The organism is Streptomyces polyrhachis, assembly GCF_042663125.1.
GTDB lineage: Bacteria > Actinomycetota > Actinomycetes > Streptomycetales > Streptomycetaceae > Streptomyces > Streptomyces polyrhachii.
Window position 1 is genome coordinate 29,448 of sequence record NZ_JBHSZO010000020.1, and the last position, 16,239, is coordinate 45,686.

Here is a 16,239-nt window from a genome sequence, read left to right on the forward strand (position 1 = left end):
GTGCCGCATGGCCCGCCCCCGCAAGCCCCTCCTCAGCCGTGAGCGCATCGTCACAGCGGCGCTGGACCTCATCGACGCGGACGGGCTGGCCGCGCTCTCCACCCGGCGGCTCGCGGCGGAGCTGGGGGTGAGCGGGCCCTCGCTCTACAACCACTTCACGACGAAGGACGAGATCCTCGGCGCGGTGGCGGACCGGGTGGTCGAGGATGTCGACCTGTCGATGTTCGAGCCCCCTGACGACGGCGCCGGCGGCGCCCCCGCCGCCGACTGGCCCGAGGCCCTGCTGGCCTGGGCCCGCTCCTACCGCGCGGCGCTGGCCGCCCATCCCCACCTGGTGCCCTTCCTCGCGGCGGGCCCCGGCCGCCGGCCGGGCGGCCTGCGGATGGCGGACGCGGTCTTCGGCGCGATGGTGAAGGCGGGCTGGGCGCCGGCCCAGGCCACCCGGATCGGCGCTCTGATGCGCTACTTCGTCACCGGCTCCGCACTGGGCTCCTTCGCGGGCGGCTTCGTGGCCGACCCGGGGGCGTACGACCCGGCCGACTACCCGAACCTGGGGCGGGCCCACCTGCTCGCGGAGCACCAACGCCGGGTGGACGAAGGGGCGTTCGAGACGGGACTCACCGCGCTGGTGGCCGGATTGACCCTCCAGTTCCGCGAGTCCCACCCGTAGGATCCGTGCATGGCAGACCTGGTACGAGTCGTCTACCGCAAGTACGACGGCACCCTTCATTGGAACCTCACGATGCGCCGCCTCGGCGAGGACGCGCACGGGGTCTGGCTGGGCGCGCCGCCGTACACGCCGATCGCGAAGGGGCACGAGAGCGCGGAGCCGGCGGCCTGGGCGTACGTCTCCCTCGTCCCGCGCGAGCCCGACACCTGGTGGACGGCGACCTTCAACGCGCAGCCCAAGTCGACCGAGATCTATGTCGACGTGACGACCCCGGCCCGGTGGACCTCGGCGGCGGAGGTCGGCTGCGTCGACCTGGACCTGGACGTCGTGCGCAGGCGCGGGGCCGACGGGGCGCTCCTGCTGGACGAGGACGAGTTCGCCGAGCACCGGGTCCGCTACGGCTATCCGCCCGAGGTCGTCCAGCGGGCGCGGGCGGCGGCGGACTGGCTGCTCGCGGCGGTCGCCGAGCGCCGCGAGCCGTTCGGCGAGGCGTACCGCGGGTGGCTGGCCCGGGTCGGCTGAACGGCTTCGCGCGGGCGGGTGCTCAGAGCGGTCTGGTGGCCAGCTCGTCCAGTGCGGTGAGCAGTCCGGGCAGTTTCTCACCCCTGGCCAGCGGGATGACGTCGCCGGGCGACTCGTCCAGCAGGACGAAGGCGAGGTCGTCGGTGCGGGCGATCAGCGACCAGCCCGCGCCGTCCACCCGCAGCGTGCGCGCCTCGTCGGTGGCGAAGGAGGAGCGGATGCGCCCGGGCGGCGGCGGCTCGGCCACGTACCCCTCCAGGTCGGCGATCACCCGCCGGACTCCCGGGTGGGTGGGTCCGCCGGCGGACTCCGTCGGCAGCTGGTCGGGGTCGAGGCGCTCGCGCCACTCCCGCCAGCGCAGGGAGATCTCGTCGGCCCCCAGGCGCCGCTGGGCGGGGCCCCACTCCTCGGCGTCCGGCGGTGCCAGCGGGGGGCGGCCGTCGTCGGCGGGGTCGTGCGGGGCGGGCAGCTCGGGAGCGGAGACGGCGAGGGCGAGCGGCCAGCCGGGGATGGTGTCGACGACGCTGCGCTCCTCGGGCTCCAGCTCGCGTTCGATGCCCACGTCCCAGGCGGCCAGGGCGACGGCGACCAGCGAGGCGTCGTTGACGACCACGGTCCACCGCGCGCCCGCCGTGTCCTGGCCGAAGATGAGCCCGTATCCGGCCGGGTGCGCGGTCATCCCCACCGCCGCGCAGGCCGCGGGGTAGTCGTCGCCCAGTACCGCGGGGAACCTCGCCGGCGTCAGCAGTGCCGCGGTCAGCACGTAGAACGCGTCGTCGTCGGATACTTCGCCCACGTCAAACCCCCTTGCACACGAATTCGGTCGGCGCAGGTTAACCGCCGGGTAACGCCCGCGTCGAGATCCCCCGCGTCTCGATCTCCCCCTGGTGGACCAGGCCGCGCCGTCCTCCTACGCTGCGGGGGCGCCCCGTCGGAGCGCACGAGCCGGGCGCCCGAGCCGAGAGCGCACGAGGAGAGGACCGCGTGATCCCCAACCCCCTGACCCAGCCGACCCTCGCCGACCTGCGCCGGCGCACCAGCGCGAAGTGGCGGGTCCACGACCCCGACGTGCTCCCGCTGTGGATCGCCGAGATGGACGTCCGTCTGGCGGAGCCGGTGGCGGAGGTCTTGCACCGGGCGGTCGCGGAGGGGGACACCGGCTATCCGCCGGGTCCCGGGTACGCCGAGGCCCTGGCGGAGTTCGCCAAGGACCGCTGGTCCTGGGAGGTGCTCCCCGAGCGCACCGCGATGGTCCCGGACGTGATGCTGGGAATCGTCGAGGTCCTGAAGCTCGTCACGGCTCCCGGCGGCACGGTGGTGGTCAACTCCCCGGTCTACCCGCCGTTCTACGCCTTCACGGAGCATCTCGGCCGCCGGGTGGTCGCGGCGCCCCTCACCCCCGGGCACCGGCTCGACCTCGCGGCGCTGGACGAGGCGTTCCGGGAGGCGGACGCGTACCTGCTGTGCAGTCCCCACAATCCCACCGGCACCGTCCACACCCCCGCCGAGCTGGCCGGGGTCGCCGCCCTCGCGCAGGAGCACGGGGTACGGGTCGTGGTGGACGAGATCCACGCCCCCCTCGTGCCGCCGGGGGCCCGGCACACCCCGTACCTCTCCCTGCCCGGCGCTCAGCGGGGTTTCGCGCTGCTCTCGGCGTCGAAGGCGTGGAACCTGGCCGGTCTCAAGGCGGCGCTCGCGGTCGCGGGTGCGGACTCCGCCGCCGAGCTGGCCGCGATGCCAAAGGAGGTGGGGCACGGCCCCAGCCATCTGGGCATCCTGGCGCACAGCGCCGCCCTGCGCCACGGCGGTCCCTGGCTGGACGCCCTGCTCGCGGGGCTGGCGGCGAACCGCGCCCGGCTGGGGGCGCTGCTGGCCGAGCGGCTGCCGCGGGTGGGCTACCGCGAGCCGGCGGGCACCTACCTGGCGTGGCTGGACTGCCGGGGCCTGGGGCTGGGCGACGATCCGGCGCAGGTGTTCCTGGACCGGGGGCGGGTGGCCCTGGCCGGCGGGCTGCCCTTCGGTAGGGGCGGCGCGGGCCACGTACGCCTGAACTTCGCGACCGCGCCGGAGCTGCTCGACGAGGCGGTCCGGCGGATGGCGGCGGCGCTGGCAAAGTGAGCGGCCCCGGGGGCTGCCCGCCGGCAGCCCCCGGGCTTCACCGCCGTCAGTCGAAGACCACCAGCGAGCGCGCGCCCTTGCCCGCCCGCATCGCGTCGAACGCCGCCGGCACCGCGTCCAGCGTGATGCGGTCGGTGACCAGGGAGGCGAGGTCGAGGGCCCCCGAGCGCACCTGCCCGGCGATGAGCGGGATGTCGCGGGCCGGGTCGCTGTCGCCGTAGACGCAGCCGGAGAGGGTGCGTCCGAAGTGGAAGAGCTCCAGCGCGGAGAAGGAGACCTTCTGGTCGTGGGCGCCGATGCCGACGACGGTCGTCCGTCCGCCGCGCCGGGTGGACGACCAGGCGGTGCGGATGGTGTCGGCGCGTCCCACGCACTCGATCGCCACGTCGGCGCCGATGCCGCCGGTGAGGCGGCGGACGGTCTTCGCGGTGTCGTCGGCGGCGAGGAGGAAGTCCGTGGCGCCGGCCCGGCGTGCCAGCTCCTCCTTCTCCGGCGAGACGTCGACCGCGATGATCTGCCCCGCGCCCGCGATGCGCGCGGACTGCAGCACCGTCAGGCCCACCCCGCCGACGCCGAACACGACGACGGACTCCCCGGCCCTGACCCGCGCGGAGTTGTGGACCGCGCCCCAGCCGGTGAGCACCGCGCAGCCCAGCAGCGCGCCGCACTCCAGGTCGACGCCGGCGGGCAGTGCGATGGCGGCCTTGGCGGGGACGACGGTCTCCTGGGCGAAGGCGGCCGTGCCGAGGCCGGCGTACAGCTCGCCGCCGGACCAGGTGGCGTACGGGACGGCCGCCGCCGCGCCGGCCTCGGTGCACAGCCAGACCTCGCCCAGGCCGCAGAAGTGGCAGCTGCCGCAGGAGGGCGCCCAGTTGAGGATCACCTCGTCGCCGACGGCCGTGCCGGTGACGTCCGGTCCGACGGCCGTGACGGTGCCGGCGCCCTCGTGGCCCAGGACGGCGGGGACGTGCTGGCGCAGGGTGCCGTTGGACAACGACAGGTCGGAGTGGCACACGCCGGCGGCGGCCAGCCGTACCCGTACCTGACCGGGTCCGGGGGCGGGCAGGTCGATGTCGGCCGACTCCAGTGCGGAGCCGACGGCGGGCAGAACGATGGCGCGGACCATGGGCGTTGACTCTCCCTGTCGGGGCGTGCTCGGGGCTGGATCGACGGCGGCTCGGGGCCGGTTCGCAACCGACCCGGGGCCGGTTGGCGACTCGCTCAGAACTGAAGGGACTTGGTGTGCAGGTACTCCGCCAGACCGTACGCGCCCAGCTCCCGCCCGATGCCCGACTGCTTGTAACCGCCGAAGGGGGCCAGGGGATTGAAGCGCCCGCCGTTGATGTCGACCTGCCCGGTCTCCATCCGCCGCGCGAAGGCCGCCGCCTCCGCCTCCTCGCCCGCCCACACCGCGCCGGCGAGGCCGTAGACGGTGCCGTTGGCGATCTCCAGGGCCTCCTCCTCGTCGCGGTAGCGGATGAGGGACAGGACGGGGCCGAAGATCTCCTCCTGGGCGATCGCCATCTCGGGGGTGACATCGGCGAAGACGGTCGGCTGCACGTAGTAGCCGGCCGGGGCGTACGAGGGGGACTCCGCGCCGCCGGCGACCAGCCGCGCGCCCTCGGCGAGGCCGCGCTCGATGTAGCCGCGCACCCGTTCGCGCTGGCGGGCGCTGACCAGCGGGCCCATCCGCTCGGGGGTGGCGTACTTCGCGGCGGCCTGGGCGGCGAGCGCCACGGCCTCCTCGTAGTAGTCGGTGTGCACCAGCATCCGGGTCCACGCGCTGCACGTCTGGCCGGAGTTGGCCATCACGTTGCCGACGCCGACGGCGACCGCCTTGGCCAGGTCGGCGCTGGGCAGGATGACGTTGGCGGACTTGCCGCCCAGCTCCAGGGCGACCGGCTTGACCGCGGCGCCGGCCATGGCGGCGATCTTGCGGCCGACGGCGGTGGAGCCGGTGAAGGAGACGAGGTCGGTGCCGGGGTGCTCGGCGAGCGCCTGGCCGGCGACCGGGCCGAGCCCGGTGACCAGGTTGAAGACCCCGGCGGGCAGCCCGGCGGCCTCGACGCACTCGGCGAAGAGCTGGGCGACCAGCGGGGTGTCCTCGGCGGGCTTGAGGACCACGGTGCAGCCCGCGGCGAGGGCCGGGACGACCTTGGCGGTGATCTGGTGGAGGGGGTAGTTCCACGGGGTGATCGCGGCGACCACGCCGACCGGCTCGTGCAGCACGGTGGAGTTGCCGACGCGCTCCTCGAAGGGGTACGAGGCGGCCAGCTCGGCGTAGCTCCCGGTGATCGCGACCGGCAGCGCGGCGTGCACCTTCTGCGCGAAGACCGACGGCGCGCCCAGCTCGGCGGTGACGGTCTCGGCGATCTCCCCGGCGCGGGCGGCGAGCTGGTCGCGCAGGGCGGTGAGCAGCGCGGCGCGCTCGGCGGGCGCGGAGGCGGCCCAGCCGGGGAAGGCGGCGCGGGCGGCGCGGGCGGCAGGGTCGACTTCGGCGGCGCCGCCGGCCGGGACGGTGGCGATGACCTGCTCGTCGGCCGGGTTCACGACCTCGATGGTGTCGCCGGTGGTGGCGGGGTGCCAGCCGCCGGCGATGAACAGGGCGTCATGGGCCTTCATGTCGTGTCCTCCCGGTGGAGCCGCTGTCGTGCGTGATCCAAACTAGCGCCGTTAGTTTTACCCGCCCAGTCCCCCGTCCCGTGCCGTGGGTCACGTCGGCCCGGGCGGGGCCGGGGACCGGGCGGGCGGCCGGGCGGCCGTGCCCGCCGCCGTCAGCAGGAGTATGCCCAGCATCGCGAAGGGGGCGGCCGTTCCGGCGGCGCCGGCGAGCAGGCCGGCGCCGGCGGGCGCGGCGATCTGGCCGAGGCGGTTGCCGGTGAGGCGCAGGGCGAGGGCGGTGGAGCGGGCCTTCGCCGGGGCGGCCTGGACGACGGTGGTCATGCTGAGCGGCTGGCCCGCCCCCAGGCAGAAGCCGAGCAGGCCCAGGGCGAGGGCCAGCGCCCACAGCGGCACCCGGGCGACCAGCACCGCCGTGAGCAGCGCGGCGGCCAGGCAGCTCACGGCCAGCAGCCGGTCGCGGCCCAGCAGCCCGACCATCCGCGCCAGCGCGATCCGGCACAGGATCGACGCCCCGGCGCGCAGGCTGAGCAGCAGTCCCACGACGCCGGGGGCGATACCGCGCTCCTCGCCGACGACGGGGAGGTAGGCGGTGAGGACGTCGGCGGCGGAGAGCACCGCGAGGGAGACGTAGATGCCGCCGGGGACGCCGCGGGTGCGCAGGATCCGGATGACCGGCACGCGGGGGGCGGGCTCGGCCCGTACCGGCTGCGCGACGGGCCGCTCGATGCGCCACATCGTCGCGTACGAGCAGACGCACACGGCCGCCGAGACCAGCAGCGCCAGTGCGCTGGACCGGGGGGCGGCGGTGTCGATCAGCGCGCCGGCCGCGACCGGGCCGACCAGCTGGCCGAGCGAGGCGCCGATGGTGAAGTGGCCGAAGTTGCGGTCGTGGTCGCCGGGCGCGGACTGGCGGGCGACCAGCGACTGGGCGCCGATGACGAAGGCCAGGTGGCCCAGGCCCATCACCGCGCTCCACGCCGCCATCGCCGGCAGGGAGCCGGCCAGCCCGGAGCCGGCGCAGCCCAGCGCGATCAGCGCGGCGCCGGCCGGCAGCAGCGGGGCGCAGCGGCCGTGGTCGGTGCGCCGGCCCAGGGGGACGGCGGCGAGCAGCGGGAGCAGGGCGTAGACGCCGGCGATGACGCCGACCGCGCGGGCGTCCGCGCCCAGCGCGAGGGCCCGGTAGGCGACGGCCGGCCGCGCCATGCTCACCGCCCCCTGCGCGAAGGCGAAGGCGATGACCAGGCGCAGCAGCCAGCCCCTGCCGGGCCCGGTGCGGCTCACGAGCGGGTCATGGACGGCGGGCTCCCGGGGAGCCCGGGCGGCGCTCGCGGGGCGTCGGCATCAGATGATCCCGAACAGCAGCCCGGCGAGCAGCACCACCAGCGAGGTGAGCGCGGCCCACTTCACCGTCTGGCGGGTGTGGTCGCCGAACTCCACCTTCGCCAGGCCGACCAGCACGTAGACGGCCGGCACCAGCGGGCTGGACATGTGCAGCGGCTGGCCGATCAGCGAGGCGCGGGCGATCTCCACCGGGGCGACGCCGTGTGCGGCGCCGGCCTCGGCGAGGATCGGGACGATGCCGAAGTAGAAGCCGTCGTTGGACATCAGGTAGGTGAAGGGGATCGACAGCAGGCCGGTGACCAGCGCCATGTGCGGGCCCATCGCGTCCGGGACGGCGTCGACGACGGCCTTGGCCATGTGGTCGACCATGCCGGTGCCGGTGAGCACGCCGGTGAAGACGGCGGCGGCGAAGACCATGCCGGCGACGTTGACGATGTTGTCCGCGTGGGCGGCGATGCGCGCCTTCTGCTCCTTGACGTGCGGGAAGTTCACCGTCAGCGCGAGGGCGGCGCCCAGCAGGAAGAGCACCGGGATGGGCAGCGTCTCCAGGATCAGCAGGGTGAGCAGGGTGACGACCAGGGCCGCGTTGAACCAGTAGAGCCGGGGGCGCAGGGTCGCCCGGTTCGGGTCCAGGATGGAGGCGGCCTCCTGGTCGTACTCCTCGGCGTCGGTGCCGGAGCCCGTGGCGGTGGAGCCCTTGGCGCCGGAGCCCTTCGTGGTGGCGCCCTTGGAGGTGCCGCCACCCGCGCCGACGGTCACCGGCTCGCTCTCCAGCGCCTCGTCCAGCGTCAGCGTGCCCAGCCGGCGCCGCTCGCGCAGGCCGAGGAAGTACGCCAGGACGAAGACGAAGAGCAGGCCGACCAGCAGCGCCGGGATCATCGGGACGAAGATGTCGCTCGCGTCCAGCTTGAGCGCGGTGGCCGCGCGGGCCGTCGGACCGCCCCAGGGAAGGGTGTTCATCACGCCGTTGGCGGTGGCGGCGATGCAGGTCATGACGGTCAGGCTCATCTTCAGCCGCCGGTAGAGCGGCAGCAGCGCCGAGACGGTGATCATGAAGGTGGTCGAGCCGTCGCCGTCGAGGGAGACGATCGCGGCCAGGACGGCCGTACCGACGACCACCCGCAGCGGGTCCGCCTTGCAGAAGCGCAGGATGCCGCGGACGATCGGGTCGAAGAGGCCGACGTCGATCATGATGCCGAAGAAGATGATCGCGAACATCAGCATCGCGGCGGTGGGCGCGAGGCTCTCGATGCCGTCGACCACGTAGTCGCCGAGGTGGGCCCCCTTGCCCGCGAGGACGCAGAAGACCGCGGGGACGAGCACCAGGGACGCGATGGGGGACATCTTCTTCGCCATGATCAGCGCGAGGAAGCACGCGATCATGGCGAAGCCGAGGATGGTGAGCATGGGGACTGCCTAACGTTCGCCTTTGAACTCCCGGCGCGGTCGGGGACGGCACGGCGCGGGACGCGGTCTCGGGCACGTTAGGCGGCGCCCGAAGGGCGGGACAAGAGGTTCGGGCGAGACCAATACGATCAAAAGCGCAGGTCGCAGCGGTGATACGGGCCGACGCACGCGCAGGTGCGCGGGCGCCGGCCCGCTCTTGCCGGTCTCGTCACGGGGCCTCGGCGGGCGAGACCTGGACGGGGAAGCCGTTGAGCACCGCCGTGCCCGAGAGCGGGTCGAGGCGGCTGCCGTCGAGGAGTTGGTTGACGTTGGCGCCGGGGTGCGCCGCCGCGACGGACGTCCGGGTGCCGGGGCGGTCGTGCCCCCAGCCGTGCGGGAGGCTGACGACGCCGGGGCGCAGCTCCCCGGTCAGCTCGACCTCGGCGGTGATCTCGCCGCCGTCGCCCTTGATCCGGGCCGCCGCCCCGTCGGTGAGCCCCAGCCGCTCGGCGTCGCGGGGGTGGACCTGCAGGGTGCAGCGGTTGGTGCCGCCGCTCAGCTCGGGGACGTTGTGCATCCAGCTGTTGTTGGAGCGCAGGTGGCGGCGGCCGATGAGGACCAGCTCGCCGGGGCGCCGGTCGAGGGAGGCCAGCAGGCGCGGGAGGTCGGCGGCGATCGGCTCGGGGCACAGCTCGATCAGGCCGGAGGGGGTCTTGAGCACCTCGGCCAGTCGCGGGCGCAGTGGGCCCAGGTCGATGCCGTGCGGGTGGGCGAGCAGGGCGGCCAGGCTGAGGCCGTCCGGGTCGGCGCCGAAGCCCTCGCCGTACGGGCCCAGGCGCAGCATGAGGTCCAGGCGGCGCTCGGCGCCGTCGGCGCCCGTCAGCCGGGTGGCGAGGGCGGCCGGGTCCTGGCCGTGGACCGGGGAGTGCGGCTGGGCGACGGCCCGCCGCAGGAGGAAGTCGACGGCCAGGGCGTCCAGGGCGGCGGGGTCGGTGTCGGGCGGTGCGCCGCCGGCGATGAGGGCGAGGCGGGTGAGGATGGCGCACTCGTCGGGGCGGCCGGCGGGCAGCGGGACGGCGGGGCGGCTGTAGCGGACGTTGTGGCGTACCGCGAGGGCGTTGAAGGCGAAGTCGAAGTGGGCGCTCTGGGTGGGGCGGGGCGGCGGCAGGACGACGTCGGCGTGGCGGGTGGTCTCGTTGAGGTAGGGGTCGACGCTCACCATGAACGCGCAGTCGGCGAGGGCCCGTTCGAGCCGCTCGCCGTCGGGTGCGGAGAGCACCGGGTTGGCGGCGACGGTGATGACGTACCGCAGCCTCCCCTCCCCCGGGGTGTCGAGCTCCTCGGCCAGGGCGGCGAGCGGCAGCTCGGACATGACCTCGGGGTGGCCTGAGACGCGGCTGTGCCAGCGGCCGATGCGGAAGCCCCGGCCGGGTCCCGGGGGGCGCACGGTGGCGGTGGCGGACCGCGGGAAGAGCGCGCCGCCGGGGCGGTCGAGGTTGCCGGTGAGGATGGTGAGGAGGTCGACGGCCCAGCTGGTGAGCGTGCCGAACTCCACCGTGGTGGAGCCCATCCGCCCGTAGACGGCGGCGGTGGGCGCGGCGGCCAGCTCGCGGGCCAGCTCCCGTACGGTCCCCGCCTCGACGTCGCAGTGGGCGGCGACCGCCTCGGGGGTGAGGGGGGCGAGGAGGTCGCGTACCTCGTCGAGGCCCGCTACCGACTCGACGGGGGTGGCCAGGCCCTCGGCGAGCAGGACGTGGGCCATGGCGAGCAGCAGCGCGGCGTCCGTGCCGGGGCGGGGCGCTATGTGGCGGTCGGCGAGGCGGGCGGTGCGGGTGCGCTTGGGGTCGATGACGGTGAGCCGGCCGCCGCGGGCGCGCAGCGCCTTCAGCCGGCCGGGGAAGTCGGGGGCGGTGGTGAGGGAGCCGTTGGAGACCAGGGGGTTGGCGCCGACGATCAGCAGGTGGTCGGTGCGGTCCAGGTCCGGGACGGGGAAGGCCAGGGGGTCGCCGTAGAGATAGCCGCAGGCGACCTGCTTGGGCATCTGGTCGACCGTACTGGCGGAGAAGAGCGCCCTGTTGGTGAGGGCGCGGGCGAGCAGCGGTACGTACAGCGCGCCGGCCACGGTGTGGACGTTGGGGTTGCCCAGGACGAGCGCGACGCCCTCCTTCCCCGTGCCCAGGCCGTCGGCGACCGCCTGGAACGCCTGTGCCCAGGAGGCCTCGCGCAGTTCGCCGTCGCGGCGCACCAGCGGGGCGGTCAGCCGGTCGGGGTCGGCGTCCAGGCTGCCGAAGGCGGCGCCCTTGGGGCAGACGAAGCCGGCGCTGAAGACGTCGTCGCGGTCGCCGCGCGCGCCGGTCACGACGCCGTCCGGGCCCTCCCCCTCGATCGTCAGTGCAAGGCCGCAGGTGGCCTCGCACAGGGGGCAGATCCGCAGGGCGGTGCGCGTCGTCATCGGGTTCCCTTCGGCCGCGCGTCTCCCCCTGCCCGTACGGGCTCGGGGGCCGGGCACATACCGCACGGTATCCCGGGGGCGGCGGTGAGGACAGGGCTCCGCATTGACGTGGCCGGGCTTGATTCCTATGGTCGTACAGAGGATTCGGGGTACGGAAAGGCAGGCGGCGTCGCGATGAGCAGTGTCGACGAGGCACGGAAGACCGCCGAGGCGCTGGCGTACGCCACGGGCTTCGGCAACGAGCACGCGAGCGAGGCCGTCCCCGGCGCGCTCCCGATCGGGCGCAACTCGCCGCAGCGCGCGCCGCTCGGGCTCTACGCCGAGCAGCTCTCCGGCTCGGCCTTCACCGAGCCGCGCGCCTGCAACCGCCGCTCCTGGCTCTACCGCATCCGCCCCTCGGTCGCCCATCCGGCCTTCGAGCGGGTGGCCAACGGGGCGCTGCGCACGGCCCCGTTCACCGAGACCGTCCCCGACCCCAACCGGCTGCGCTGGGACCCGCTCCCCGAGCCCCCGGCCGGTACGGACTTCGTGGACGGCCTGTGGACCCTGGGCGGCAACGGCGACGCCGCCCAGCGCACCGGTATGGCGATCCACCTCTACCGCGCCGACTCCCCCATGACGGACAAGGTGTTCAGCGACTCCGACGGCGAGCTGCTGATCGTCCCCGAGCGCGGCGGGCTGCTGCTGCACACGGAGTTCGGGCGGCTGCGGGCCGAGCCCGGCGAGGTGGCGCTGATCCCGCGCGGGGTGCGCTTCCGCGTCGAGCCGCTCGACCCCTTCGTGCGCGGCTACGTCTGCGAGAACTACGGCGCCCCCTTCACGCTGCCCGACCTGGGCCCCATCGGCGCCAACGGCCTGGCCAACGCCCGGGACTTCCGCGCGCCGACGGCCGCGTACGAGGACGTCGAGCGGCCGGTGCTGGTGCTCAACAAGTTCTGCGGGAACCTGTGGGCCGCCACCTACGACCACTCCCCGCTGGACGTGGTGGCCTGGCACGGCAACCACGTGCCGTACGTCTACGACCTGCGCCGCTTCAACACCATCGGCACCATCAGCTACGACCACCCGGACCCGTCGATCTTCACGGTCCTCACCTCGCCCTCCGACACCCCGGGACTGGCGGGCGTCGACTTCGTGGTCTTCGCCCCGCGCTGGCTGGTCGGCGAGGACACCTTCCGGCCGCCGTACTTCCACCGCAACGTGATGAGCGAGTACATGGGCCTGATCGAGGGCGCGTACGACGCGAAGACGGGCGGCAGGGGGGGCTTCGTACCCGGCGGGGGCTCGCTGCACAACATGATGTCCGCGCACGGGCCCGACCGGGAGACCTTCGACAAGGCCTCGGCGGCCGAGCTGAGACCGCAACGGGTCGACGACGGGCTCGCGTTCATGTTCGAGACGCGCTGGCCGGTGACGGCGACCGCGCAGGCGGCGCGGGCACCGGAGCTGCAGCCGGCCTACGACGAGGTGTGGGGCGGTCTGCGGCGCAACTTCCGCGCTCCTTAGGAGTCTTGGATACGTGGACACCTTCGCGCCCGACCGCCTGGAGCTCAACCGCCGGCTGCCGCTGTGGTATCAGATCTCGCAGTCGCTGCGGGCCTGCATACTCGGCCGCTCCCCCGAGGCGCCGCTGCGGCTGCCCACGGAGAGGCGGCTGGCGGAGCACTACGACGTCAGCGTCCTCACGGTGCGCCAGGCGCTGAAGGAGCTGGAGGAGGAGGGGCTGATCAGCCGCCATCGGCGGCGCGGGACGTTCATCGAGGCGGCGGCCGTCCGGTCGCGGCGTTCCGGTCCGGTGCGGGTGCTGGGCTCGGTGGACGCGATCGTGGCGCAGCAGTCGGTGGACGCGGCGCGGCTGCTGGCGCACGGAACGGGGCCGGTCCCGCCCGAACTGGCTTGCCATTTCCCCGGGTTGACCGAGGTGGGCGTCTACCGCCGGCTGCGCAGTGACGAGGCGACGGGCGAGCCGGTCAACTGGGCGGAGAACTTCGTGCGCCCGGAGCCGGCGGCCCGGATCGACCCCGCCGATCTGGAGCGCTGGCCGATGACGCGGGTGCTGCGCGACGCGGTGGGGGTGCGGATCGCGCGGATCACGGACACGGTGGAGGCGCGGCTCGCGGACGCGGAGACGGCGGGGCTGCTGGCGGTGCCCGTGGGCAGTCCGGTGCTGCTGTGCACGGGGGTGTCGTACGACGAGGCGGGCACGGTGGTGGACGTGGCGCGGATCCGCTACCGGGGGGACCGCTTCTCGTTCTCGGTGACCGTGGAGATGTAGGGCCTGCTTGCGAGGTGCCCCGGCCGATGTCCGTGGGCGCCCGTACGATCGTGGGCACGGTCGGCTGGAGGTCTGCGGGAGCTTTACGGGAGTTCTACGGGAGGAGGGGCCCGGTGGCGGTCGGGGGCACGGTCACGCTCGGGGAGTTGATGCCCTGGGGGGTGGCGCCGCTGCGGTTGGGGCGCGGCTGGGCGATGGCGCCCGATCCCGAGACGCTGCGCGCCCGCTGGCGGCGTCTGCTGGCCGCCCAGGGTCCGGCGCGCGAGGCGCTGCTGCGCCCCAGCCGCGGCCGCACGCTGCACGGCGGCGTCGGCCAACTCCCCGGGCAGCGCACGGGTACGGGCCCGCTGGCCCGCGAGCAGGGTCCCTGCCCGGAGCCGGTGCGGGTGCTGCGCGGCGCCTTCGACCTGCAGTGGCTGATCCCGGACCACCGGCTCATCGACCAGGCGCGCCCGGAGTTGTGGCGGGTCGCCGACGAACACCAGGTGTACGCGGTGGAGTGGGGCTCGCCCGGTGCGGGCCCGGCGCTGGTGGCCTCCGCCGTGCTGCCCGACGGCCGCTCCCCCGCCGGGCGGCCGGGGCGCATCCGGCCGCTGTACCGGCGGCCCGGCGGGCGTGAGCCCAATGTGGCGCCGGGGCTGGCCGCGTACCTGGGGCGGCGGCTGGGGGTGGCGGTGGCGGCCGAGGACGTGCTGGCCTGGGCGCTGGCGGTGGGGCGGGCCGGCCCCCGGGGCTGCGAGGTGCCGCTGACCGCCGACGCGGGTGAGTGGGCGGCGGGGCTGGCGCGCGGTCGCCGGCTGCTGGAGCTTCAGCTGCGCGGCGCGCGGGGCACGGAGCGCCCCCGCCTCCCCGGTGGGCGGCGGCCGTACGTACGGGCGGCGATACCGGCCCGGCCGCGGGAGGCGGCCTACGACGCGGAGACGGAGGCCCTGCTGCTCGGCGAGGGGCGCATCTCCCCCGTCCCGCAGGCGGCTTGGGAGTACGAGGCGGGGGGCGCGCCCGTGCTCCGGGACTGGTGCGAGCGGCGCCTCGCGGCCGCCGAGCCGGGGTCGCTGGAGGCGGTGCGGCCCGGGGCGTGGCCGCAGGCGTGGACCTCGGAGCTGCTGGAGCTGGTCGCGGTGCTGGCGCTGTGCGCCGCGCTGCCCGCGCCCCCGGAGGTCGGAGTGCCGGTGACGGCGGCGCAGTTGCGGGCGGCGGGGGTGCTGCCGGCACCGGCGGCGGCCCGGCGCCCGGCCTCGGTGCTGGAGCACCGGGAGGAGGGGCCGGAGGGCCAGTTCGCCCTGCTCTGAACGGCCGTCGGCCCGCCGGCATCCGCTGGCGGGCCGACTCCCCCGCGTAAGACCGGCCGGCCTCAGTCCGTCCCCGCCTCCATCGCCGCGCGGTCCAGCATCAGCTCCTCCGACGGCGCCTCCCCGCGCGAGGCGATGGCCTCCGCGCCGCCGGTGTCCATCGCGCCGATCAGGCCCGTCGAGGCCGCCTGCGCGGCGCCGATCAGCGCCGGGTGGCCGGAGCCGACCATGCCCAGGCCCGCGTACTGCTCCAGGCGCGCCCGCGAGTCGGCGATGTCGAGGTTGCGCATCGTGAGCTGCCCGATCCGGTCCACCGGCCCGAACGCCGAGTCCTCGGTGCGCTCCATGGACAGCTTGTCCGGGTGGTAGCTGAGCGCCGGGCCGCTGGTGTCGAGCACCGAGTAGTCCTCGCCGCGCCGCAGCCGCACCGTCACCTCGCCGGTGATCGCCGCGCCGACCCAGCGCTGCAGCGACTCGCGGATCATCAGCGCCTGCGGGTCCAGCCAGCGGCCCTCGTAGAGCAGCCGGCCCAGCCGGCGGCCCTCGTTGTGGTAGGCGGCCACGGTGTCCTCGTTGTGGATGGCGTTGACCAGCCGCTCGTAGGCCAGGTGCAGCAGCGCCATCCCGGGCGCCTCGTAGATGCCGCGGCTCTTCGCCTCGATGATCCGGTTCTCGATCTGGTCGGACATGCCCAGACCGTGCCGGCCGCCGATCGCGTTGGCCTGTGCGACCAGGTCGACGGGGGTGTCGAAGGTGCGGCCGTTGATCGTCACCGGGCGGCCCTGGTCGAAGCCGATCACCACGTCCTCGGCGGTGATCTCCACCTCCGGGTCCCAGAAGCGCACGCCCATGATCGGGTCGACCGTCTCGATGCCCGTGTCGAGGTGCTCCAGGGTCTTGGCCTCGTGGGTGGCGCCCCAGATGTTGGCGTCGGTGGAGTACGCCTTCTCGGTGGAGTCCCGGTAGGGCAGCCCGTGCGCGAGCAGCCACTCCGACATCTCCTTGCGGCCGCCCAGCTCGGTGACGAAGTCCGCGTCCAGCCAGGGCTTGTAGATCCGCAGGTACGGATTGGCGAGCAGCCCGTAGCGGTAGAAGCGCTCGATGTCGTTGCCCTTGAAGGTGGAGCCGTCGCCCCAGATCTGCACCCCGTCCTCCAGCATCGCCCGCACCAGCAGCGTGCCGGTCACGGCCCGGCCCAGGGGGGTGGTGTTGAAGTACGGCCGGCCGCCCGACCTGATGTGGAAGGCGCCGCAGGCCAGTGCCGCCAGGCCCTCCTCGACCAGCGCGGCGCGGCAGTCGACCAGGCGCGCCAGCTCCGCGCCGTAGGCGCCGGCGCGGCTGGGGACGGAGGCGATGTCGGGCTCGTCGTACTGGCCGATGTCGGCGGTGTACGTGCAGGGCACGGCGCCCTTGTCGCGCATCCAGGCGACGGCGACGGAGGTGTCGAGGCCGCCGGAGAAGGCGATGCCGACGCGCTCGCCCTTGGGCAGGGAGGTGAGGACCTTGGACATGACACCATTATGCAGAAGCTTGCATTCTTATGCAATCCCAGGTGGGCGATACG

13 protein-coding genes are annotated in these 16,239 nt (G+C 74.7%); 6 read left to right on the plus strand and 7 right to left on the minus strand.

The annotated features are described in order from the left end of the window. Window positions 1–7: 7 nt before the first annotated feature. The gene (locus tag ACFQLX_RS14410) at window positions 8–670 is read left to right on the plus strand and encodes a TetR/AcrR family transcriptional regulator (RefSeq protein ID WP_386414976.1); all 663 of its coding nucleotides are present in this window, start codon (window positions 8–10) and stop codon (window positions 668–670) included. A gap of 9 nt (window positions 671–679) precedes the next feature. Beyond that, window positions 680–1,192 carry a DUF402 domain-containing protein gene (locus ACFQLX_RS14415; protein WP_386414979.1) on the plus strand — a complete coding sequence of 171 codons (513 nt, stop codon included), beginning with the start codon at window positions 680–682 and terminating at the stop codon, window positions 1,190–1,192. Window positions 1,193–1,214: 22 nt separating this feature from the next. On the opposite strand, the gene ACFQLX_RS14420 is transcribed toward ACFQLX_RS14415, so the two are convergent. Continuing rightward, window positions 1,215–1,988, minus strand: a complete 774-nt coding sequence (locus ACFQLX_RS14420; RefSeq protein ID WP_386414981.1) for a hypothetical protein — start codon at window positions 1,986–1,988, stop codon at window positions 1,215–1,217. A gap of 191 nt (window positions 1,989–2,179) precedes the next feature. Here ACFQLX_RS14420 and ACFQLX_RS14425 point away from each other — a divergent pair, with 191 nt between their 5' ends. Then, entirely contained in the window at window positions 2,180–3,310 is a 1,131-nt protein-coding gene (locus ACFQLX_RS14425; RefSeq protein WP_386415091.1) for a MalY/PatB family protein, read from the plus strand. A gap of 46 nt (window positions 3,311–3,356) precedes the next feature. Here the strand turns inward: ACFQLX_RS14425 and ACFQLX_RS14430 are convergent, their stop codons facing one another. The 5 genes from ACFQLX_RS14430 to ACFQLX_RS14450 form a co-directional block, all read right to left on the minus strand. Further along, window positions 3,357–4,436, minus strand: coding sequence for a zinc-binding dehydrogenase (locus ACFQLX_RS14430; RefSeq protein ID WP_386414983.1), 1,080 nt, complete (start codon window positions 4,434–4,436; stop codon window positions 3,357–3,359). 95 nt (window positions 4,437–4,531) lie between these two features. After that, the gene (locus tag ACFQLX_RS14435) at window positions 4,532–5,932 is read right to left on the minus strand and encodes an aldehyde dehydrogenase family protein (RefSeq protein WP_386414984.1); all 1,401 of its coding nucleotides are present in this window, start codon (window positions 5,930–5,932) and stop codon (window positions 4,532–4,534) included. 90 nt (window positions 5,933–6,022) lie between these two features. Next, the gene (locus ACFQLX_RS14440) at window positions 6,023–7,213 is read right to left on the minus strand and encodes an MFS transporter (protein WP_386414986.1); all 1,191 of its coding nucleotides are present in this window, start codon (window positions 7,211–7,213) and stop codon (window positions 6,023–6,025) included. A 60-nt stretch (window positions 7,214–7,273) separates the two neighbouring features. Beyond that, on the minus strand, window positions 7,274–8,680 hold the full coding sequence (locus ACFQLX_RS14445) for a CitMHS family transporter (RefSeq protein WP_386414987.1): 1,407 nt from the start codon (window positions 8,678–8,680) through the stop codon (window positions 7,274–7,276). 208 nt (window positions 8,681–8,888) lie between these two features. Beyond that, entirely contained in the window at window positions 8,889–11,111 is a 2,223-nt protein-coding gene (locus tag ACFQLX_RS14450; RefSeq protein ID WP_386414989.1) for a molybdopterin oxidoreductase family protein, read from the minus strand. A 174-nt stretch (window positions 11,112–11,285) separates the two neighbouring features. Between ACFQLX_RS14450 and hmgA the strand changes: the two genes are divergently transcribed. The 3 genes from hmgA to ACFQLX_RS14465 all read left to right on the plus strand — a co-directional run bounded on the left by hmgA (window position 11,286) and on the right by ACFQLX_RS14465 (window position 14,675). Beyond that, window positions 11,286–12,617 carry a homogentisate 1,2-dioxygenase gene (hmgA, locus tag ACFQLX_RS14455; RefSeq protein ID WP_386414991.1) on the plus strand — a complete coding sequence of 444 codons (1,332 nt, stop codon included), beginning with the start codon at window positions 11,286–11,288 and terminating at the stop codon, window positions 12,615–12,617. 13 nt (window positions 12,618–12,630) lie between these two features. Continuing rightward, the gene (locus ACFQLX_RS14460) at window positions 12,631–13,386 is read left to right on the plus strand and encodes a GntR family transcriptional regulator (protein ID WP_386414993.1); all 756 of its coding nucleotides are present in this window, start codon (window positions 12,631–12,633) and stop codon (window positions 13,384–13,386) included. A gap of 149 nt (window positions 13,387–13,535) precedes the next feature. Further along, window positions 13,536–14,675 carry a type ISP restriction/modification enzyme gene (locus ACFQLX_RS14465; protein ID WP_386415093.1) on the plus strand — a complete coding sequence of 380 codons (1,140 nt, stop codon included), beginning with the start codon at window positions 13,536–13,538 and terminating at the stop codon, window positions 14,673–14,675. Between the two features lie 62 nt (window positions 14,676–14,737). Here the strand turns inward: ACFQLX_RS14465 and argG are convergent, their stop codons facing one another. After that, window positions 14,738–16,186 (minus strand): argininosuccinate synthase, encoded by a 1,449-nt coding sequence (gene argG / locus ACFQLX_RS14470; RefSeq protein WP_386414996.1) that lies wholly within the window; start codon window positions 16,184–16,186, stop codon window positions 14,738–14,740. Window positions 16,187–16,239 lie beyond the last annotated feature (53 nt).